Source organism: Fodinicurvata halophila (assembly GCF_042651425.1).
Taxonomy (GTDB): Bacteria; Pseudomonadota; Alphaproteobacteria; order Kiloniellales; family DSM-21159; genus Fodinicurvata; species Fodinicurvata halophila.
In genome coordinates this window covers 92,270-112,339 of sequence record NZ_JBHSCW010000007.1, presented here as the reverse complement: position 1 = coordinate 112,339, position 20,070 = coordinate 92,270, and the positions used below count along the sequence as shown (strand labels likewise).

Below are 20,070 nucleotides of genomic sequence, written 5' to 3'. Positions count from 1 at the left end.
TTCGTTCATGAGCCGGCCGGGAAGGTGAAGGCACCCAGCGGCAGGAATTTCACGAGGAAGGACTGCAGGTCGAACTCCGGCTGTCGTGTGTGGGCCGCCTGTGTCGCTGTCTCCAGGTCCAGCCCGTCGGCCAGAGCCGAGAACAGGGCGGCTTCGCCTTGGTTCAGCGTACAGACCGCCACCTCGCTGTCCTTGCGCAGGACGGCCAGATGGCGCTCCCCGGCTGCAACTCCGGTCCAGGACACGTCCCCGGACTTGTAGCGATCCACGTCGTGGCCCAGGCGCAGCAGCCGTGTCGCCGGATGCAGCGGCAGGCCTGACTGCAGAAGATCCTCGGGTGCCAGGGCCTGCAGGGCCGGCAGGTCGAGGACCTCCGCATCCGTCGCGAAGGCCGTCTGCAGGCAGGCCCATTCCAGTCGCGCCAGATCGGCCAGCGCGGGTTTGTCGGCTGTATGTCGATAGCTCTCGAGATAGGCCGCCAGTTCCGCGCCATAGGCGGCCAACACGGCCTGGCGGGGCGGATGAGCCTGGATAAAGGCCCGGGCGAGCACACCGAAGTTCCGCTCACCCAGCACGCTCTCCAGGCAGGGATAGGCGGCGGCCAGGGTCTGACGCAGCGAGTCCTGCACCGTCACGCGATGGACCGACAGGCGCGCGGCCGGATCGACGCCCGCGACCTCCAGGGGCCGTTCGCAGGTGCCTTGCAGCACGGCCTGCGCCATCTGTCTTTGCAAGTCATGCAGCATGGCTGGCCGCTCCTTTCGCGGCGAGCCGTCGGTCGGCACCTTTGGCCTCATCCAGCAGGACGGGCAGCGGCGGCAGCGCCGTATCCCATTCGATCAGCGTCGGCCGGGGCCCGGAGAGCTCGAGGAGTCTCTCGTACAGCTCCCAGACCTCTGGGCAAACCTGGCTTCCGTGATCGTCGACCAGCAGGGTTCCGTGGGCGTCCGTCCGTCGCGCGTGGCCGGCCAGGTGAACCTCGCCGACGGCGTCCAGCGGCAGGCCTTCGAAACAGTTGGATAGATCCCGTTCGTGATTGACGGCCGAGACATAGAGATTGTTCACGTCCAGCAGCAGGCCGCAATCCGTGCGGCGCACCACCTCGGCCAGGAAAGCATTTTCCGGAATGACGCTCTCGGCAAGGGCCAGGTAGGTTGAGGGATTCTCCACGAGGATCCGACGTCCAAAGGCTTCCTGGGCACGATCCACGTTCCGGCAGACCACCTCCAGCGCTTCCTCGCTGTAGGGCAGGGGCAGCAGGTCGTTCAGGTAGACCCCATCCACGACGCTCCAGGCGATGTGCTCGGAAACCTGGACCGGGGCGAAGCGATCATAACTCCGGCGCAGACGGGCCAAGTGCGATTCATCCAGCCCCTCGGCCGAGCCCAGCGACAGGCCGACGCCGTGGAAGCTCAGCGGATAGTCAGCGGCAATGGCCTCGAGTTGGGCCAGCCGCGGCCCACCCGGCACGAGGTAGTTTTCGGAATGCACCTCCAGCCAGGAGACCGGCTGACTTTCCGCCAGGAAGTCCGGCACATGGCCGTGCCGCAGGCCCACTCCCGCCGCAGCGGGAAGGGGCCAGCGGTCGGCCGGGGCGGGAGCGGCTGATAGGACTGTCATGCCAGATCTCCCGACCCTCTGGCGTCAGGACTCTTCCATCTTGACGTTCTCTTCGTTACTGCCTTCGAATGCCTCGAGTTGTCCGCCCATTTCCTCGCAGGCTTCCTCGCTTTCGGCAGCCTTCCAATCCAGGCCGGAATAGTCCTCGGTGGACTGGCCGGCGCAGGAATGCGTTCCTGCCGCATTGGCGCAGTCGTTCTCCCCAGCCTTGGCGATGCCATAGCATTTCACCTGGTCATCGCTCTGGGCCTGGGCCGGCGCCACCCCGGCCTGGCCACCCAGGGCCATGACACCGGCGAGTGCGGCAGCAGCGGAAAGAGCGGTTACGGATTTGCTCATGCTCATCTGAATTCTCCCTTGTTCCTGTGGCGCAAGGATTTGCGCTACTCGGCAAGCTAGGTCCTGGTCGAGATGAAGGGAAATCAAGTCGCTTCACATGAGCGTGAGCGGCCTGTGAGAGGAACTCCGCGCCCCAGGCGTCGACTGTCAGGCGAAGGCGGCCAGCATGTGCCCCAATTGACGGCCGCTGTCCCAGGCCGCCTCGACGCGGGCCCCCAGGCACCAGTCGCCGCAGGCGGCCAGCCCCTTGTCGGCGTCCAAAAGGAAGGGCGCGGCCAGGGGCGTGTCCACTCGCGCATAGAGCCAGCTGTGACTTTCCAGATGGCACGGCCGGGGCAGGGAGGACCGGCCCAGTTGGTTCTGCCATTCTGTCAGCAGGGCCTCCCCGCGCGCTTCGGGGCTTGCTTCCAGGAAACCGGCGCTCCACTGCGGGTGAGCCTGGAGAACCCAGCTGTCGGGGGCCTCGGGCCGATCCGGCTTGGAGCTGTTGCGCGCAGCCCAGCTCACCGGTGCCTCGCGCTCGCGCAGAAGATCCTGTCCCGGGAGGATGGCCTGGTCGAAGGCGACCATGGCCGTCATGCAGGGAGCGAGTGTGCAGTCCGCTGCAGCATCGAACAGCCTGCTGTGTGGCAGCAACAGCTCGCGCGCCTGGCGGGCCGGCATGGCCGCCACCACCTGGTGGAACCGTCCCAGTTCCCGGTTTTCCGTATCCTGGAGACACCAGAGACCGTCCCGTGTCCTGATGGACTGCACCTGGCTTTCCAGATGGAGACTCACTCCTTCTGCCAGTGGGGTAACCAGGTCCGTCATGCCCGGCCGGCCTACATACCAGGTCTCGGTCAGTTCAATACCGCGCGGTTGCCAGACGGCCGCCGCCTGTGCCGCCTGTGCGGTTTCGATCACCTCGCGGAAGCCCGGGCTGCGGGCCGTGACATACTGGGCTCCGTGATCGAAACGCAGGTCGCCGCGATAGCGTGTCGCCAGGCGGCCGCCACTGCCGCGGCTCTTCTCGAAGACCACGACCGAACCGCCGGCCTGCTGCACCTCGCGGGCACAGGCGAGCCCTGCGATGCCGGCGCCGATCACCGCCAGGCGCAACTGCCTGCCGCTGTTGCTGTTCATGCGGACTCCGGCAGGTGGAACTGATAGAGCCAGGTCTCACTCAGGGGGCCATTGTCACTGTCCTTCAGGAAGAGCCGCAACTCCACCGGTTCCTCGCCTCCGGCATCCAGGTCGAAAATGGCACGCCAGCGATTGCTGTCGGGCACCTGTTCCGTGGAGCGATTGGAGATATCCCCGCGCGATGCGGAGACCTCCATCTCGGGCGCCGTGTCCGCGTCGCGTCCTCTCAGGACCTTGCCCTCGAATTCCACGACGAATTTCCAAACGCCCTCGGGACGCTGCGTTCCCGCTTCGCCACCCCGGCCGATGCGGGTGGCGGCCACCTGGGCCAGCTCCTCGTTCGGATAGGGCTCTTCGGCCAGCCAGTGCAGGCGATAGCGGAAATGGTAGGCGGCGCCGGCTTCCACTGGCTCTTCCGGAACCCAGAAGGCAACGATATTGTCGTGGATCTCGTCATCAGTGGTCAGCTCCACCAGCTGCACGCTGCCGGCGCCCCAGTCGTCCAGCGGCTCCACCCACAGCGAGGGACGACGATGATAGTTCACGCCGTCCAGGTAGTTCTCCGGGTCGCGGTCGCGCTGCAGCAGCCCGAAACCGCGCGGATCGCGGTCCATGAAGCTGGAAACCACCGTCCGCGGCGGATTGTTGAGCGGACGCCATATCCGTTCGTTGTTGCCGGTCCACAGCGCCAGCCCGTCGGAGTCGTGTACCTCCGGACGCCAGTCCACCATTTTCGGGCGATTGTATTCGCCGTACCAGAACATGGAGGTCAATGGCGCGATCCCGAAGCGTTCGATAGCACGTCGGGTGAACAGGTGGCTGTCGACCTCCATAAGTACGCCGTCTGTGCGCCGGATCTCGAACCGGAAAGCTCCGGTCAGGCTGGGCCCCTCCAGCAGGGCATAGACCCGCACGGCTTCCTCCCGGTTGGGGGCCGAAGCGATGTAGAATTCGGTGAAGTCGGGAAATTCTTCCGGCCCGCCAGTGGCCGTGTTCACGGCTATGCCGCGCGCGGAAAGCCCATACTGACCAAGTTCGCCGATGGCCCGGAAATAGGACGCCCCCAGGAAGGCAACCCAGTCCTGGGTCTTCCAGTCGTCGCGCTGGCGCGCCTCGTGTAGCCGGAAGCCGGCAAAGCCGCTGTCGTCCGGCATCTGCCGGGCGGGGCTGTTCTCCGGCATGTCGAAGTAGTCGGGATTGTAGAGGATTTCCCGCGCCTTCCCGTCCTGCAAGGCATGAATGCGCACACGCTTGGGGAAGAAGCGCCCCAGGTGGAACAGGCTGACAGGATAGACGCCTGGCCCCTCGCCGTAGAGCGCTATGTCCTTGTCGAAGTGGATCGCTCCGTGCGCATCATAGTCGATCTCCTGAACCACATCCGGCGCCGGGCGATAGGGAGGCTCGTACTCGTCCTGCGCGCGCTGGCGGGCGCGTTCGATCAGCGTATCGAAACTGAAATCCTCCTCGGGTCCGAACTCCAGTCCGGACGCGGCCCGAAGCGGATGCCCCGGGGTCACGAGCGACGCCAGGAGCGCCGTGGCGGCGGCGGACTGCATAAGGCGACGGCGGGTCAGAGAAGCCATGGGCAAGCCTTTCAACTGTTGGACATGCAGCATACTGGGGCAGCATCGCAATGGCTTATCTTGTGCCTATCGCGGCGGTTTCAATCACCGGCTGAACCGGCTCAGCGAAGTCGCTCGGCGTGGAAGGCCAGGTGCTCCTCGATAAAGCTGGTGATGAAGAAATAGGAGTGATCATAGCCGTCCTGTCGGCGCAGGGTCAGCTTCTGCCCGCCCTGGCGGGCGGCCTCTTCCAGCAGCTCCGGACGCAACTGCTCCTCAAGGAAGCCGTCGGCCGTGCCCTGGTCCACGAGAATGTCATCGAAATGTCCCGCAGCTGTTCCGGATGCCATCAACAGTGAGGCATCATGCTTCTCCCAGGTTTTCGATTCCGCACCCAGATAGGCGCTCAGCGCCTTCTCGCCCCAAGGGCATCGGGTCGGCGAGACGATCGGCGCGAAGGCCGACACCGAGGCAAAGAGCTCGGGATGATGCAACGCCAGGGTCAGGGCGCCATGACCGCCCATGGAGTGGCCCGACAGGCCCATGGGGCCCTGACGGGCCGGGAAGTCGCTCTTGAGCACGGCCGGCAGGTCCCGTGTGACATAGCTGTACATCCGGAAGTGCGGGGCCCAGGGCTCTTCGGTGGCGTCCACGTAGAAGCCGGCGCCCTGACCCAGATCATAGCTGTCCGCATCGGCCACGTCCTCGCCCCGCGGACTGGTGTCCGGGGCCACCACCATCAGGCCCAGTTCGGCCGCCTTGCGATAGGCGCCGGCCTTGGTGGTGAAATTCTCTTCCGTACAGGTCAGGCCCGACAGCCACACCAGGACCGGAAAGGGTCCGTCTCCCGGCGGCAGGTAGATCGAAAAGCGCATCTCCGTCCCCGTTGCCCTGGCGTGATGGCTGCAGTAATGCACCTCTCCGCCGAAACAGCGGCTGCTGGCGCGGGTTTCCACGGTCATGAGCAAAACTCCCGATAAGCTGCTGGATCGGCGGGCCGTCCTGCGCGAACGGCCCGCCGGGCATCTGCGCCCGTGCGATCCCGGGTCAGTAGGTGATGACGCTGCGGATCGACTTGCCCTCGTGCATCAGATCGAAGGCGTCGTTGATCTTGTCCAGCGGCATGGTGTGGGTGATCAGATCGTCGATGTTGATCTTGCCGTCCATGTACCAGTCGACGATGCGCGGCACATCGCTGCGGCCGCGGGCGCCGCCGAAGGCGCTGCCCCGCCAGCTGCGGCCGGTAACCAGCTGGAAGGGACGCGTGGAGATCTCCTCCCCGGCGCCGGCCACGCCGATGATGATGCTCTGGCCCCAGCCCTTGTGCGCGCATTCCAGCGCCTGGCGCATCACCGAGACGTTGCCGATGCACTCGAAGCTGTAGTCGACGCCGCCGTCCGTCATCTCGACGATGGTCTGGGTGACGTTGTCGACCTCTTTGGGATTGACGAAGTCGGTCATGCCGAACTTCTCGGCCAACGCTTTCTTCTCGGGATTGATATCCACGCCGATGATGCGCTCGGCGCCCACCATGCGCGCGCCCTGGATGACGTTGAGGCCGATGCCGCCCAGGCCGAAGACGGCCACTGTGGCGCCGGCCTCCATCTTCGCCGTGAAGACCACGGCCCCGATGCCCGTGGTGACGCCGCAGCCGATGTAGCAGACCTTGTCGAAGGGCGCGTCCTCGCGGATCTTCGCCAGCGAGATCTCAGGCAGAACGGTGTAGTTGGAGAAGGTGGAGCAGCCCATGTAGTGGTGAAGCGGCTTGCCATCCAGAGAGAAACGGCTGGTGCCGTCGGGCATCAGGCCCTGGCCCTGGGTGCCACGGATTTTCTGGCAGAGATTGGTCTTGGGATTGAGGCAGAGCTTGCACTCCCGGCATTCCGGCGTATAGAGCGGAATCACGTGATCGCCCGGCTTCAGGTGCTTCACGTCCGGCCCCGTTTCGACCACGACGCCGGCGCCTTCGTGCCCCAGGACCGAGGGAAACAGTCCCTCCGGATCGGAACCGGACAGCGTGAAGGCGTCGGTATGGCAGACGCCGGTCGCCTTGACCTCCACCAGCACTTCCTCTGCGCGCGGCCCCTCCAGATCAACTTCGGTGACTTCCAGCGGCTTTCCGGCCTCGAACGCGACAGCGGCTCTTGTCTTCATGCTTCCTCTCTTCCTTCTGCCAGGCGATTCGAAAATAAGCTGTGAGAAACTCTATCATTTTCTTTCCGGCGAGCACGCGTCAATCACCCGTCCGCCGGAATTTCCGCCACAGGCGACAGAATGAGGATCACCGTTTCCTCAAGCGATTACATGCACTAACATTCCGTCTCCGGCCCTGGTGCCCCGTTCCGGGGCGCCGGCCGAGCAGAACAAGAAAAGAGACTGGGAATGGAAAAGAAAACGCCCCGGACGAACGCAGCCGAAGCCCTGGACTTCCATGCCCAGGGACGTCCAGGAAAACTGGAGATCACGCCCACAAAACCGCTGACCACGCAGCGGGACCTTTCGCTGGCCTACTCCCCGGGCGTGGCCGAGCCCTGCCTGCGTATCGCCGATGACGTCTCGCTGTCGTACGATTACACTGCCAAGGGCAACCTGGTCGCGGTGATTTCGAACGGGACCGCCGTGCTCGGGCTGGGCAATCTCGGCGCGGCCGCGTCCAAGCCGGTGATGGAGGGCAAGGCCGTTCTCTTCAAGCGCTTTGCCGACGTGGACGGCTTCGATCTCGAGGTCTCCACCGAGGACGTGGACGAGTTCATCAACTGCGTGCGCTTCCTCGGCGCCTCTTTCGGCGGCATCAACCTGGAGGACATCAAGGCGCCCGAGTGCTTCATCATCGAGCAGCAGCTGAAGGAACTGCTGGACATCCCCGTCTTCCATGACGACCAGCACGGCACCGCCATCATCGCGGCGGCCGGCATCATCAACGCCCTGCATCTGACCGGGCGCGAGATGCCCGAGGCGAAGATGGTCATCAACGGCGCCGGCGCTGCTGGAATTGCCTGCGCTGAACTGGTCAAGGCCATGGGCTTCAAACCCGAGAATGTCATCATCTGTGACACCAAGGGCGTGATCCATCAGGGCCGTGAAGAAGGCATGAACCAGTGGAAGTCGGCCCATGCGGTGAAGACCGATCGTCGGACCCTGGCCGAAGCGCTGGAGGGGGCGGATATCTTCTTCGGCCTCTCCGTAAAGGGTGCGCTGACCCAGGACATGGTAAAGTCCATGGCCGACGATCCCGTGATCTTCGCCATGGCCAATCCGGATCCCGAGATCACGCCGGAGGAGGTGGCCGAGATTCGCAACGACGCCATCATGGCGACGGGGCGCTCGGACTATCCCAACCAGGTCAACAACGTGCTGGGCTTTCCCTACATCTTTCGCGGCGCCCTGGACGTACGCGCCTCCACCATCAACATGGAGATGAAGGTGGCCGCCGCAGAAGCCCTGGCCGCGCTCGCCCGCGAGGACGTACCCGACGAGGTGGACCGGGCCTATTCCGGGCGTCGCCTGCGTTACGGACGGGAGTACATCATTCCCGCTCCCTTCGACCCGCGTCTCATCGTCAAGGTGCCGCTGGCCGTGGCCCAGGCGGCCGTCGACAGCGGCGTCGCCCGCAAGCCCATCGAGGACATGGAGGATTACGTCCGCCAGTTGACCGGCCGGCTCGACCCCACGGCCTCCAGCCTGCAGAATATCTTCGAGAAGGTACGCCACTCTCCGCGCCGTGTGGTCTTCGCCGAAGGTGAGGAAGAGACGACGATCCGCGCGGCCCTGTCCTACTACAACGCCGGCTTCGGCACGCCGATCCTGGTCGGTCGCGAGGAACGCATTCACGAGACCATGCAGGCCATCGGCCTGCAGGGGGATTTCGCCGAGATCGTCAACGCGGCCATCGGCAATCACCGGGAACGCTACACCGAATTCCTCTACAACCGCCTGAACCGCAAGGGGCAGCTGTTCCGTGACTGCCAGCGGATGGTCAACCAGAACCGCAATGTCTTCGCCGGCTGCATGCTGGCCTGCGGCGAGGCCGATGCCCTGGTGACCGGACTGACCCGCCCCTTCAACATCGCCTATGACGATCTGCGATTCTGCCTCGACAGCCGTCCGAGCCACCAGGTCTACTGCCTCAACATCATGGTTCATCGCGGCCGATCGATCTTCATCGCGGATACCCAGATCCACGAACTGCCCCCGGCGGAGGTCCTGGCCGACATCACCGAACAGGCGGCCGAGGCCGCCCGCGCCATGGGTCACGAGCCCCGCGTCGCCCTGCTCAGCTTCTCCAACTTCGGCAACCCGCCGCGCGAAAAGGCCGTACGCGTACGCGAAGCCCTGGAGTTGCTGGACGCACGTCAGCCGGACTTCGAGTACGACGGCGAGATGCAGGCCGACGTCGCCCTGAACCATGACCTGATGATGGAGCTCTATCCCTTCTGTCGTCTCTCGGGCCCGGCCAACGTGCTGATCATGCCGGCCCTGCACTCGGCCAACATCGTCACCAAGCTGGTGAAGGAACTGGGCAGCGGGACCATGATCGGCCCGCTGCTCATGGGGCTCGCCAAGCCCGCTCAGATCGTCAGCCTGGGCTCCACGGTCAGCGACCTGGTCACCTCGGCCGCCCTGGCCGCCCATGGGGCGATCGAGAACAGGAGCGGCTGACGAGCGGCCGAAACGGGCCGAACCAGCGGAACGCCTGCGCCGTTTGCGTGCAGGAAAGGCTGTCTCTGCAACGTAACAGTCTTCTGCTAGGCTGATCGCCCTCAGGCCGCGTCGCGTCCTGAAGTGTCTGTTCTGCAAGGAAAGGTCGGGATGTCCCGCAAGGCCCAACTCCGGCGTCACCTGTTGTTTGCCGCGGTCGTGTTCTCGGGACCGGCGATCACGGTTTTCCTGGCGCTCGCGATCGCGGGTGTGCTGGCCTGGCCCCATGCCCTGGGCGGACTGCTGGTCACCCTGATCGGGACCGGCCTGCTGCTGCGTCTGCACTTCCGGCACCTGCAGGGCCTGTTCGCATACCTGGAATCGATCCGCCACCCGGCCGAGAGCCCACTGCCGCGTCCGACCACAGCCGGCTCCGACCTGCTGTCCCCGCACCTGGAAGCCGCCATCTATCACACGGCCAGCGAACGCGAGCGCCAGAAACGTCAACTCAGGGAGGTTACCGCCAGCAACGAGGCCATCCTCTCGACCCTGCCGGATCCCCTGCTGATGCTCGACCGTTCGCGCCGTATCCTGCGTGCCAACAAGGCCGCACTGGACCTCCTGGGCCACGACATGACCGGCCGGGACCTGCTCGCAGTGGTGCGCCATCCCTCCCTGGTCGCCGCGGCCGATGCCGCCATTTCCGGCGCGGAGGGGCAGGAGGTGGACTTCCAGCTGCACGGCGAAGTGGACCGACATTTCAGCGCCCAGGTGGTGGCTCTGCAGAGCCCCTCGCACGACGGCACCGTCGCCATTGTCGCCCTGCATGATCTGACGGCGGCCTATCGGGCGGAGAAGATGCGTGCCGATTTCGTGGCCAATGCCAGCCACGAGCTGCGCACGCCCCTGTCCAGCCTGATCGGCTTCATCGAGACCCTGCGCGGACCAGCGCGTGAGGACAGCGAGGCACGGGACTCCTTCCTGGAGATCATGCACGACCAGGCCAGCCGCATGGTGCGACTGGTCGAGGACCTGCTGAGCCTGTCGCGGATCGAGATGCGCGAGCATTCCCTGCCATCCGGCGAAGTCGAGGTAACGGGCCTGCTGGACAAGGTCCTGCGCAGCCTGGAAATCAAGGCGCAGGGAAAGGACATCCGGCTGACCAGCAACGTGGGGGAGCTGCCGCCGGTGGTGGGCGACCCGGACGAACTCACCCAGGTGTTCCAGAACCTGGTCGACAACGCGATCAAGTACGGCCGCAATTCGAGCGAAGTGCGAATCGAGGCGGAGACTGTCCGACCCGAACAGGATGCCGGGGCGCGCCGCCTGGGACGAGCGGGTCTGGCCGTGCGGGTGATCGACCAGGGCGAAGGAATCTCGCGCCAGCACCTGACCCGCCTGACCGAGCGTTTCTATCGCGTGGACACCGCCCGCTCGCGCGAGCTGGGCGGGACCGGCCTGGGCCTGGCCATCGTGAAACACATCCTCAACCGCCATCGCGGCTTCCTGAAGGTGGACAGCGAAGTGGGTACAGGCTCCACCTTTACCGTCTACCTGCCCGCCGAAAGCCGGGAAGAGCGCAAGAGCGTGGAAAATCGCCAATCCGCCTAGCCTGCGCGCATGACCTCCCGGCCTCTTCGCAGTAACAGAAAAATTGGCCGGGTTTCAAAAAACCGTAACACAAAGGTCATATAACCTTTTCCAAGTCTGGATAGGGTCAGCCGCGTCATCGAGGCCGGCAGGCGGTCCGCCTTGCCCCCTCATGGGATTTCGTCTGACAAAGCACCCTTCAGGAGGTGAGCGACTAATGAAAAAGGTTCTTCTTGCCAGCACCATGGCGGCCGCAGCCCTGGCTGTAGCCTCCGGCGCCCAGGCCCAGTCCCGCGAACAGCTCCGCGGTGTCGGCTCCTCGACCGTCTTCCCCTATTCAACGATGATCGCCGAGGAATTCGCCAACATGACCGGCAATCCGGCCCCGGTCATCGAGTCCACCGGCACCGGCGGCGGCATGCAGATCTTCTGCCAGGGCATCGGCGTGGATCACCCCGACCTGACCGGCGCGTCGCGCGCCATGAAGCAATCGGAATACGAACTCTGTGTCGGCAACGGTGTCGACGACATCAGCGAACAGGTGCTCGGCTACGACGGCATTGCCTTGGCCACCAGCCGTGACGGCGAAGTCTTCGATATCAGCCTGGCCGAGTTGCACCAGGCCCTGGCGGCCGAAGTGGCGGTCGACGGCGAGATCGTCCAGAACCCGCACGAGACCTGGGCGGACGTAAACCCAGATTTCCCCGATGTCGAGATCCAGGTTATGGGCCCGCCGCCGACCTCCGGCACGCGCGATGCCTGGGTCGAGCTGGTGATGGAAGAAGGCTGCAGCGAGTTCGAGGCCATCGAGGCCCTGCATGAGAGCGACGAGATCCGCTATGAGGAAGTCTGTCAGCGCATGCGCGAAGACGGCAAGTTCATCGAGGCCGGCGAGAACGACAACCTGATCGTCCAGCGCCTCGATTCCGATCCGACATCCTACGGCATCTTCGGCTATTCCTTCTTCTTCGAGAACCAGGACAGCCTGCAGGTGGTGTCCATCGAGGGCGTCGAACCTGCCGAGAGCACCATCGCCGATGGTTCTTACCCGGTGTCCCGGCCGATCTTCATCTACTACAAGAACGCGCACCGCGAAGTCATCCCGGGCATGGAAGCGTTCATCGAGGAGGCCACCAGCGAGGCCGCCATTGGCCCGGGCGGTTACCTGACCGACATCGGCCTGGTGCCGGCGCCGGAAGACCAGCGGGCCAAAACCCGTGAGGCCGTGCGCAACGCCGAACACATGGGCCGATTCGAGTAAGGCCCCATTTGTCCGGCGGCGTGAGGCTGGGAAAGCCTCACGCCGCCATTCCTACATGGCAGGTACTCCAGCATCATGCCTCTGACCACCGTCGCCCTGATCGTCATCCTGCTGGCCATCTACGGCTATTTCCTGGGCCAACGGCGCGCCTGGAAACTGGCGGGAGACGGGGCCGTGGCCGGCAAACTGCATTCCCTGCCGTCCTATCACGGTTCATATGTCGCTCTCTGGGCGGCCCTGCCGAGCCTGGTGGTCCTGCTTTGCTGGAGCCTTTTCGGACAGGCCATCATCGATCAGATGGCCCTGCACTCCCTGCCCGCCGAACGCCTGGAAGGCGCGGATGCAGGCGAGCGCGGCCTGCTGCTGGCGTCCATCAAGAACACGGCGGCCGGCGGCGGATTCGCCTCGGACGATCCGGTCATCATTGCCGCGGCCGAGTACATGAACAGCCTGCAGGCGACCGGCCAATGGGCGGTCGGCATCCTGGCGCTGGCACTCTCCATCATGGCGCTGGCATACGCCGCGCGCCATCTTGCTCCGCAGTTCCAGGCACGCCATCGCGTGGAACGCACGGCCCAGGCCCTGATGATCCTCTGCTCGGTGATCGCCATCATCACGACCTTCGGCATCGTGATCTCGCTGTTCTTCGAATCCCTGCGCTTCTTCGAGCGCTACTCCATCATCGATTTCGTCTTCGGCCTGAAATGGAGCCCGCAGACCGCCATACGCGAGGATCAGGTGGGCTCTTCCGGTGCCTTCGGCGCCGTTCCGGTCTTCATGGGCACCATGCTGATCGCGGCCATCGCCATGGCCGTGGCCGTGCCCATCGGCCTGTTGAGCGCCATCTATCTCTCGGAATACGCCCCCTCGCGCATTCGCGGCACGGTCAAGCCGGTGCTCGAAGTGCTGGCCGGCATTCCGACCATCGTCTACGGCTTCTTCGCCGCGCTAACGGTAGCCCCGGCCTTCCGCGAGCTGGGCCAAGTCATGGGCCTGCCGGTATCGGCCAACTCTGCGCTCGCTGCCGGCTCGGTCATGGGCATCATGATCATCCCCTTCGTGTCCTCGCTGTCGGACGACGCGATCCGCGCGGTTCCGCAGTCCCTGCGCGAAGGCTCCGCTGGCCTAGGCGCGACCAAGTCCGAGACCATCCGCCAGGTGATCTTTCCGGCCGCCCTGCCCGGCATTGTCGGCGCCATCCTGCTGGCCGTCAGCCGGGCGGTGGGCGAGACCATGATCGTGGTCATGGCCGCCGGCCTGTCCGCCAATCTGACGCTCAACCCGCTGGAGCAGGTCACCACCGTGACGGTCCAGATCGTCGCCAACCTGACGGGCGACACGGCCTTCGACAGCGCCAAGACGCTGTCCGCCTTCGCACTTGGCTTCATGCTCTTCCTGACCACGCTCTGTCTCAATGTCATGGCCATCCTGGTGGTCCGCAGATATCGCGAGAAATATGACTGATACGACCCCGACGTCCTTCACGACGCACGGCCTGCATACATCGGCAGCAGCCCAGGCCCGCCTGCGCCGCCGCTATGCCGCCGAACGACGCTTCCGGCTCTACGGCATAGCCGCCATCGTAGCGGCTTTGGGCGTGCTCGCGGTGCTGCTCTTCACCATCGTCAGCCAGGGCTACACTGCCTTCGTGAACACGGAGATCGAGCTGGAGGTCTATGTCGATCCCGCCGACTTCTCGTTCCAGGGGACAACGCCCACCTCCGAGGAAATCCGCGCCGGCAACTATCGCAATCTGCTGTCCAGCGCCCTTGAGGAAAACCTGCCGGATGCCGACGCCCCCGGAGCGGCGCGCGACCTTCGCGGCGTTCTCAGCGGCCAGGCCTACCGGCAGCTGCGCGAGCGCCTGCTGGCGGATCCCTCCCTGATCGGCCAGCGTGTGTCCATGTCCTTCCTGGCCACCAGCGACATCGACCAGGCCTTCAAGGGCAACACGCCCCGCGACGTCCCCGAAGAGCGCCGGCGCGTCAGCAACCTGCAGTACGAGTGGATGGACTACCTGGAAGAACAGGGCCGGATCTCCACCAGCTTCAACTCCAACCTCTTTACCGAGGCGGACAGCCGTCAGCCGGAGCAGGCGGGTCTGTGGGGCGCCATCGTCGGTTCGTTCTACCTGATGCTGGTCACCGCCGTGCTCTCGATTCCCCTCGGCGTGGGCGCGGCCATCTATCTGGAAGAGTTCGCGCCGAAGAACCGGCTGACCAGCTTCATCGAGATCAACATCAACAACCTGGCGGCGGTGCCGTCGATCATCTTCGGCCTGCTGGGCCTGGCGGTCTTCATCCAGGTCTTCGGGCTGCCGCGATCGGCGCCCCTGGTGGGCGGCCTCGCCCTGACGCTCATGACCCTGCCCACCATCATCATCGCCTCGCGCGCCAGCCTGCGTGCCATCCCGCCCTCGATCCGCGAAGCGGCCTACGGCCTGGGCGCCTCCAAGATGCAGATGGTCTTCCATCACGTGCTGCCACTGGCCCTGCCGGGCATCCTGACCGGCTCCATCATCGGCCTGGCCCAGGCGCTGGGGGAAACGGCCCCGCTGCTGATGATCGGCATGAACGCCTTCATCACCACGGCGCCGGACTCCATCTTCAGTCCCGCCACGGCACTGCCCTCACAGATCTACATCTGGGCCGACAGTTCCGAGCGTGGTTTTGTCGAGCGCACCTCGGCAGGTATCATGGTGCTGCTCGGCTTCCTGATCCTGATGAATGCGACAGCAATCTTCCTGCGCAAGCGTTTCGAGAAACGCTGGTAACGGAGCGAACGGACAACAGGGGCGGACGAAAGAAGCGATCATGAACTTCGAGAGCAAGACGGCGGAAGAGCTTATGGCGACTGAAAACAGCGCTGAAACCAAGATGCGTGCGCGCGACGTGCGGGTCAGCTACGGCGACACCGAGGCCCTGCACGGCGTGAACCTGGATGTCTATCGCAACGAGGTCCTGGCATTGATCGGGCCTTCGGGCTGCGGGAAGTCGACCTTCCTGCGCTGCCTGAACCGGATGAACGACACCATCGACATCTGCCGGGTCAGCGGCGAGATCACGCTGGACGGCCAGAACATCTACGAGCGCTCCATCGATCCCGTCCAGCTGCGCGCCCGTGTGGGTATGGTCTTCCAGAAACCCAATCCCTTCCCCAAGTCGATCTTCGACAACGTGGCCTACGGGCCGCGCATCCACGGCTTCACGCGCGACAAGGAGGAGCTGCGGCAGATCGTCGAGACCAGCCTGCGCCGTGCCGGCCTGTGGAACGAGGTGCACGACCGGCTGGACGAACCCGGCACCGGCCTGTCGGGCGGCCAGCAACAGCGCCTGTGCATCGCCCGCGCCATCGCGGTCAATCCGGAAGTGATCCTGATGGACGAGCCCTGCTCGGCCCTGGACCCCATCGCCACCGCCCTGATCGAGGAGCTGATCGACGAGATCAAGCAAAGCTACACCATCGTGATCGTCACCCATAACATGCAGCAGGCTGCACGCGTCTCGGGCCGCACCGCCTTCTTCCATCTTGGCAACCTGGTGGAGGTCGGCGCGACCGAGCAGATCTTCACAAACCCCGGCGACGAGAAAACCCAGGACTACATCACCGGCCGTTTCGGCTGATGTCCGGAGGCCTCACCCGCGGAGAGTTACGATGACTTCAGAACAAGGCGACCACATCATCCGGTCCTACGACGAGGAACTGGAACACTTGAAGGAACTGATCGCCCGCATGGGCGGTCTGGCGGAAACCCAGCTGGCCGACGCCGTGGACAGTCTGGTGCGCAACGACCAGGAGCTGGCCACCCGCACCATCCGCAACGACGAGAAGATCGACGAGATCGAGCACGAGCTCGATGCCTACACCGTGCGGATGCTGGCCCTGCGCCAGCCGGTGGCCTCCGACCTGCGCATGGTGATCTCGGCTCTCAAGGTGGCCAGCGACCTGGAGCGTATCGGCGACTACGCGGCCAACGTGGCCAAGCGGGCCGTGGCCCTGCACCAGCAGCAGCCGCTGGACCCCGTACGCTCCCTGCCGCGCATGGCCAAACTGGTCCAGGGCAACATCAAGCGGGTGCTGGATGCCTACGCCAAGCGCGATGCCAACATGGCGCTGAACGTCTGGGAGAGCGACCAGGAAATCGACGAGATGTACACCAGCCTGTTCCGCGAGACCCTGACCTACATGATGGAGGATCCGCGCAGCATCACGGCCGGAACCCATCTGCTGTTCATTGCCAAGAACATCGAGCGTATCGGAGACCACGCAACCAATATCGCCGAGATCGTCTACTTCATGGCCACCGGCAACCAGCTCATGATCGATCGTCCCAAGGGCGACACCTCCAGCTTCGCGGTTGTCGAACCGCCGGAAGAGGGCAAGGGGCCCCGCAAGGAATCCAACAACGGAGATGAACAAAAATGAAGCCTGTCATCCTGATCGTCGAGGATGAAGCGGCGCTGGTCACCCTGTTGCGGTACAATCTGGAACGCGAAGGCTTCCGCCTGCTCGAGGCACGCGACGGCGAGGAGGCCCTGGTCCTGGCCCAGGAGGAGAAGCCCGACCTGATCCTGCTGGACTGGATGCTTCCGCTGGTGTCCGGCCTACAGGTCTGTCGCCAGCTGCGCCGCGATCGCGAAACCCGGGAGATTCCCATCATCCTGCTGACGGCGCGCGGCGAGGAAACCGACAAGGTACGCGGGCTGGAAAGCGGGGCCGACGACTATATCACCAAGCCCTTCTCGCCGGCGGAGCTGACCGCTCGGGTGCGCGCCGTGCTGCGGCGGGCGGTTCCCGCAAGCTCGGGGGAAACCCTGAATTTCGCCGACATATCGGTGGACCTGAACGCCCACCGGGTGCGTCGCGGCGAGCGCAACGTCCACCTGGGCCCCACGGAATTTCGCCTGCTCAGTCACCTGATGCAGCATCCCGGCCGGGTCTTCAGTCGCGAGCAGCTGCTCGATGCCGTCTGGGGCCATGACGTCTACGTCGAGCCGCGCACCGTGGATGTCCATATCCGCCGCCTGCGTAAGGCCCTGAACGAGGACGAGGAAAGCGACCTGATCCGCACGGTGCGCTCGGCCGGGTATTCCCTGGATCACCCCGGCAACTGAGCGCAGAAGCTCGGCCGATTGCGGCGGACTTACGCCTTCTCGGTGGCTGCGGCGGGGCCCAGCGTCTTGCTCACCCGCACGATGTTCGGATCCTCGGCCAGCAGCCTGCGTTCGAAACCGAGATCCTTGACCAGTTCCAGCATGCGCGTGTTCTCACTCAGCACATCCCCCCAGACCTCGTGAATACCCCGACGGGCGGCATAGTCGAGGATGCGCCGCATCAGCAGGTAGCCGAGGCCCCGTCCCTTCAGGTCCGAACGCACGGCCACGGCATACTCCGCGCGCTCGTTCTCGGGATCGGCGGCGATTCGCGCCACGCCCCAGAGCTCGGCGGCGTTCTCCGGCGAGATTGCGACCAGGGCCATTTCACGATTGTAGTCGATCTGCGTGAAGCGCGCGGCCGACTCGTGGCTGAGCTCGGCCATGTGTGAGAAGAAGCGCATGCGCACGTCATCGGGTGTCAGGTGCTTGTAGAGAGCGCTCAAGGCCGGTTCGTCCTCGGGCCGGATCGGCCGCACGAAGACCTCGGTCCCGTCCAGCAGATGCCCCCATTGCTCCAGAAGGCGCGGATAGGGCCGGATGGCCAGGCGATAGGCGGGCCCCCGGCTATGGTCCACCTCTTCGCGGGGCCGCAGTCGTACCCGGGCATCCAGGGCGATAACGCCTTCGGCATCGGCCAACAGGGGATTGATGTCGATCTCCTGCACCTCGGGGCGCTCGGCGGCGATCTGCGAGATATGCATCAGGGCCGCGGCAATGGCGTCCAGGTCGGCCGGTTCCTGGGCGCGATATCCCTTTAGGCGATCGTAGATGCGCGTTTCCGCCATCAGGGAATGCGCCAGCGCCATGTTCAGCGGCGGCAAGCCCACCGCCTTGTCGCGAATCACCTCCACTGCTGTGCCGCCCTCGCCGAACAGGATGACGGGCCCGAACTGCCGGTCCTCGGTCAGCCCCAGGATCAACTCCTGGGCCCCGGGACGCCGGCACATGGCCTGTACGCTGAAGCCATCCACCCGGGCCTCGGGCCGGGCCTGGTGCACGCGTTTCAGCATTTCCTCGGCTGCAATCCGCACCCTGTCACTGTTGGCCAGGTCGAGCTTCACGCCGCCTACATCGCTCTTGTGCGTGATGTCCGGGGACAGGATCTTGATGGCAACGGGAAAGCCGATTTCCTCGGCCTGGCGCACGGCCTCGTCCGGATCAGTAGCCTTGCGGGTTTCCACTGTGGCAACGCCATAGCAGGACAGCAGGGCCTTGGCTTCAGGCTCGCTCAGCCATTCACGGCCTTCGGCCAAGGCCTCCTCCAGCAGGGCCTGAACGGATTCACGGTCCGGATCCTTCTCATCCGGCAGGCTGGCTGGCGTCTCCATCAGCTCTTCCTGGCCGCGGCGATAGCGCACCAAGTGCATGAAGCTCCGCACGGCCCGCTCAGGAGTGTCATAGGTAGGAATATGGCTCTCGGCGAAGAGCGAACGTGAATTGGCCACGGCCTGGTCGCCGAGCCAGGCGGTGAAGATCGGCTTGCGTTTGCGGGACGGTCGTGCCTGAACGCTCTCGATGACGCTTTCTGCCACGGCATTGGGGTCCGCCACCGCCACGGGACAATGCATGACCAGCAAGGCATCCACGCCCTTGTCCTCCAGCAGGTTCTGCGTTGCGTTGCGGTAGCGTTCCGGATCTGCATCCCCGACAATGTCCACGGGGTTGCCGTGACTCCAGGTGGGCGGCAGGGCCGCGTCCAGGCCCTGCATCGTTTCGTCCGAAAGCTCTGCCAGGTGACCCTTGTGCTCGATCAGAGCATCGGTGGCCAGGACACCCAGACCGCCGCCATTGGTCAGGATGGCCAGCCGATCATGGTCCCCATGCCGCAGCGGTGTGGATGTCGCCAGCGTCTGGACCGCATCGAACAGCTCCTCCAGCGTGAACACGCGCAGCACACCGGCGCGTCGGAAGGCAGCGTCATAGACTTCGTCAGCGCCGGCCAGGGCGCCGGTATGCGAGGTTGCGGCCTTGGCCGCTTCGGCAACGCGGCCGCCCTTGATGACGATCACCGGCTTGATGCGCGCACAGGCCCGCGCGGCCGACATGAACTTGCGTGCATCGGTGACCGCCTCGACATAGAGCATGACCGCGCGTGTCTGCGGATCGACCGCCAGGTAGTCCAGCATGTCGCCGAAATCCACATCCGCCATGTCACCCAGGGAAACCACATGGGAAAAGCCGATGCCGCGGCCGCTTGCCCAGTCCAGCATCGCCGTCACGATGGCGCCCGACTGGGTGACGAAGGCCATGTCACCCGGCAGGGCGGCCTGGTGCGCAAAGCTGGCGTTCAACCCCTGGCGCGGGGCCAGCAGGCCAACGCAGTTGGGCCCGACGATGCGCAGAGTATGGGGACGGGCGGCATCCAGCATGGCCTGGCGCAGGCTGCGGCCCGCCTCCTGACCTCCCTCCCCGAAGCCGGCGGTGACGACAACCACCGCCTTCGTGCCCTGCTCGGCAAGTTCGCGGGTGATGTCCGGGACCGTATCTGGGGGCGTGCAGACAATCGCCAGGTCCGGGACCCGAGGCAGGCTGGAGACGGAGGGATAGGCCAGCACGCCCTCGATCGAGTCGCGCCGGGGGTTTACCGGCATGATCGGGCCCTGGAAGCCGCTGTGGAAGAGATTCCGGGCCAGGAAATGTCCGACCGACCCCTTGCGCCCGCTGGCGCCAACCAGGGCGACACTGCGCGGGTGAAAGAAGGCTTCGAGATTCCGCGTGGTCACACCGATTTCTCCCTGTGTCTCGGAGCTGGAGAGCCCATGTTGCGTCGCAACATGGAACT

General features: G+C 65.0%; 16 protein-coding genes. 8 read left to right on the top strand and 8 right to left on the bottom strand.

What is annotated here, in order from left to right:
• Nucleotides 1–5: 5 nt before the first annotated feature.
• The 7 genes from ACFOW6_RS12805 to ACFOW6_RS12775 form a co-directional block, all read right to left on the bottom strand.
• Nucleotides 6–746 carry an HvfC/BufC family peptide modification chaperone gene (locus tag ACFOW6_RS12805; RefSeq protein ID WP_382422774.1) on the bottom strand — a complete coding sequence of 247 codons (741 nt, stop codon included), beginning with the start codon at nucleotides 744–746 and terminating at the stop codon, nucleotides 6–8.
• Entirely contained in the window at nucleotides 736–1,620 is an 885-nt protein-coding gene (gene bufB, locus ACFOW6_RS12800) for an MNIO family bufferin maturase (RefSeq protein WP_382422773.1), read from the bottom strand. The genes ACFOW6_RS12805 and bufB overlap by 11 nt, the downstream gene beginning before the upstream one ends.
• A 24-nt stretch (nucleotides 1,621–1,644) precedes the next feature.
• Nucleotides 1,645–1,965, bottom strand: a complete 321-nt coding sequence (locus ACFOW6_RS12795) for a BufA1 family periplasmic bufferin-type metallophore (protein ID WP_382422772.1) — start codon at nucleotides 1,963–1,965, stop codon at nucleotides 1,645–1,647.
• Nucleotides 1,966–2,106: 141 nt separating this feature from the next.
• Nucleotides 2,107–3,081, bottom strand: a complete 975-nt coding sequence (locus ACFOW6_RS12790) for an NAD(P)/FAD-dependent oxidoreductase (RefSeq protein WP_382422771.1) — start codon at nucleotides 3,079–3,081, stop codon at nucleotides 2,107–2,109.
• Nucleotides 3,078–4,664 carry a glucan biosynthesis protein gene (locus ACFOW6_RS12785; RefSeq protein ID WP_382422770.1) on the bottom strand — a complete coding sequence of 529 codons (1,587 nt, stop codon included), beginning with the start codon at nucleotides 4,662–4,664 and terminating at the stop codon, nucleotides 3,078–3,080. Before ACFOW6_RS12785 ends, ACFOW6_RS12790 begins: the two co-directional genes overlap by 4 nt.
• 101 nt (nucleotides 4,665–4,765) lie before the next feature.
• Nucleotides 4,766–5,605 carry an S-formylglutathione hydrolase gene (gene fghA / locus ACFOW6_RS12780; protein WP_382422769.1) on the bottom strand — a complete coding sequence of 280 codons (840 nt, stop codon included), beginning with the start codon at nucleotides 5,603–5,605 and terminating at the stop codon, nucleotides 4,766–4,768.
• 85 nt (nucleotides 5,606–5,690) lie between these two features.
• Entirely contained in the window at nucleotides 5,691–6,797 is a 1,107-nt protein-coding gene (locus ACFOW6_RS12775) for an S-(hydroxymethyl)glutathione dehydrogenase/class III alcohol dehydrogenase (RefSeq protein WP_382422768.1), read from the bottom strand.
• A 228-nt stretch (nucleotides 6,798–7,025) separates the two neighbouring features.
• On the opposite strand from ACFOW6_RS12775, the gene ACFOW6_RS12770 reads away from it, so the two are divergent.
• The 8 genes from ACFOW6_RS12770 (at nucleotide 7,026) to phoB (ending at nucleotide 17,246) form a co-directional block, all read left to right on the top strand.
• Nucleotides 7,026–9,302 carry an NADP-dependent malic enzyme gene (locus tag ACFOW6_RS12770; protein WP_382422767.1) on the top strand — a complete coding sequence of 759 codons (2,277 nt, stop codon included), beginning with the start codon at nucleotides 7,026–7,028 and terminating at the stop codon, nucleotides 9,300–9,302.
• Between the two features lie 150 nt (nucleotides 9,303–9,452).
• Nucleotides 9,453–10,892 carry an ATP-binding protein gene (locus tag ACFOW6_RS12765; RefSeq protein WP_382422766.1) on the top strand — a complete coding sequence of 480 codons (1,440 nt, stop codon included), beginning with the start codon at nucleotides 9,453–9,455 and terminating at the stop codon, nucleotides 10,890–10,892.
• A gap of 196 nt (nucleotides 10,893–11,088) precedes the next feature.
• Nucleotides 11,089–12,132: a substrate-binding domain-containing protein gene (locus ACFOW6_RS12760; protein ID WP_382422765.1), complete on the top strand. Its 1,044-nt coding sequence runs from the start codon at nucleotides 11,089–11,091 to the stop codon at nucleotides 12,130–12,132.
• A 75-nt stretch (nucleotides 12,133–12,207) separates the two neighbouring features.
• Complete coding sequence (pstC, locus tag ACFOW6_RS12755; RefSeq protein ID WP_382422764.1) at nucleotides 12,208–13,596, top strand: phosphate ABC transporter permease subunit PstC; 1,389 nt, start codon at nucleotides 12,208–12,210, stop codon at nucleotides 13,594–13,596.
• Nucleotides 13,589–14,905, top strand: a complete 1,317-nt coding sequence (pstA, locus tag ACFOW6_RS12750) for a phosphate ABC transporter permease PstA (protein ID WP_382422763.1) — start codon at nucleotides 13,589–13,591, stop codon at nucleotides 14,903–14,905. Before pstC ends, pstA begins: the two co-directional genes overlap by 8 nt.
• A 40-nt stretch (nucleotides 14,906–14,945) precedes the next feature.
• A complete protein-coding gene (gene pstB, locus ACFOW6_RS12745; RefSeq protein WP_382422762.1) occupies nucleotides 14,946–15,755 on the top strand; it encodes a phosphate ABC transporter ATP-binding protein PstB in 810 nt (269 codons plus the stop codon).
• A gap of 31 nt (nucleotides 15,756–15,786) precedes the next feature.
• Nucleotides 15,787–16,557 (top strand): phosphate signaling complex protein PhoU, encoded by a 771-nt coding sequence (phoU, locus tag ACFOW6_RS12740; RefSeq protein ID WP_382422761.1) that lies wholly within the window; start codon nucleotides 15,787–15,789, stop codon nucleotides 16,555–16,557.
• The gene (gene phoB, locus ACFOW6_RS12735; protein WP_382422759.1) at nucleotides 16,554–17,246 is read left to right on the top strand and encodes a phosphate regulon transcriptional regulator PhoB; all 693 of its coding nucleotides are present in this window, start codon (nucleotides 16,554–16,556) and stop codon (nucleotides 17,244–17,246) included. The genes phoU and phoB overlap by 4 nt, the downstream gene beginning before the upstream one ends.
• Before the next feature lie 29 nt (nucleotides 17,247–17,275).
• Here the strand turns inward: phoB and ACFOW6_RS12730 are convergent, their stop codons facing one another.
• Entirely contained in the window at nucleotides 17,276–20,011 is a 2,736-nt protein-coding gene (locus tag ACFOW6_RS12730; protein WP_382422758.1) for a bifunctional acetate--CoA ligase family protein/GNAT family N-acetyltransferase, read from the bottom strand.
• Nucleotides 20,012–20,070: the final 59 nt, after the last annotated feature.

What these genes read in the sequence shown, in the direction of transcription:
- ACFOW6_RS12805 (WP_382422774.1), bottom strand. Translation starts at nt 746, where the DNA reads ATGCTGCATGACTTGCAAAGACAGATGGCGCAGGCCGTGCTGCAAGGC.
- bufB (WP_382422773.1), bottom strand. Translation starts at nt 1,620, where the DNA reads ATGACAGTCCTATCAGCCGCTCCCGCCCCGGCCGACCGCTGGCCCCTT.
- ACFOW6_RS12795 (WP_382422772.1), bottom strand. Translation starts at nt 1,965, where the DNA reads ATGAGCATGAGCAAATCCGTAACCGCTCTTTCCGCTGCTGCCGCACTC.
- ACFOW6_RS12790 (WP_382422771.1), bottom strand. Translation starts at nt 3,081, where the DNA reads ATGAACAGCAACAGCGGCAGGCAGTTGCGCCTGGCGGTGATCGGCGCC.
- ACFOW6_RS12785 (WP_382422770.1), bottom strand. Translation starts at nt 4,664, where the DNA reads ATGGCTTCTCTGACCCGCCGTCGCCTTATGCAGTCCGCCGCCGCCACG.
- fghA (WP_382422769.1), bottom strand. Translation starts at nt 5,605, where the DNA reads ATGACCGTGGAAACCCGCGCCAGCAGCCGCTGTTTCGGCGGAGAGGTG.
- ACFOW6_RS12775 (WP_382422768.1), bottom strand. Translation starts at nt 6,797, where the DNA reads ATGAAGACAAGAGCCGCTGTCGCGTTCGAGGCCGGAAAGCCGCTGGAA.
- ACFOW6_RS12770 (WP_382422767.1), top strand. Translation starts at nt 7,026, where the DNA reads ATGGAAAAGAAAACGCCCCGGACGAACGCAGCCGAAGCCCTGGACTTC.
- ACFOW6_RS12765 (WP_382422766.1), top strand. Translation starts at nt 9,453, where the DNA reads ATGTCCCGCAAGGCCCAACTCCGGCGTCACCTGTTGTTTGCCGCGGTC.
- ACFOW6_RS12760 (WP_382422765.1), top strand. Translation starts at nt 11,089, where the DNA reads ATGAAAAAGGTTCTTCTTGCCAGCACCATGGCGGCCGCAGCCCTGGCT.
- pstC (WP_382422764.1), top strand. Translation starts at nt 12,208, where the DNA reads ATGCCTCTGACCACCGTCGCCCTGATCGTCATCCTGCTGGCCATCTAC.
- pstA (WP_382422763.1), top strand. Translation starts at nt 13,589, where the DNA reads ATGACTGATACGACCCCGACGTCCTTCACGACGCACGGCCTGCATACA.
- pstB (WP_382422762.1), top strand. Translation starts at nt 14,946, where the DNA reads ATGAACTTCGAGAGCAAGACGGCGGAAGAGCTTATGGCGACTGAAAAC.
- phoU (WP_382422761.1), top strand. Translation starts at nt 15,787, where the DNA reads ATGACTTCAGAACAAGGCGACCACATCATCCGGTCCTACGACGAGGAA.
- phoB (WP_382422759.1), top strand. Translation starts at nt 16,554, where the DNA reads ATGAAGCCTGTCATCCTGATCGTCGAGGATGAAGCGGCGCTGGTCACC.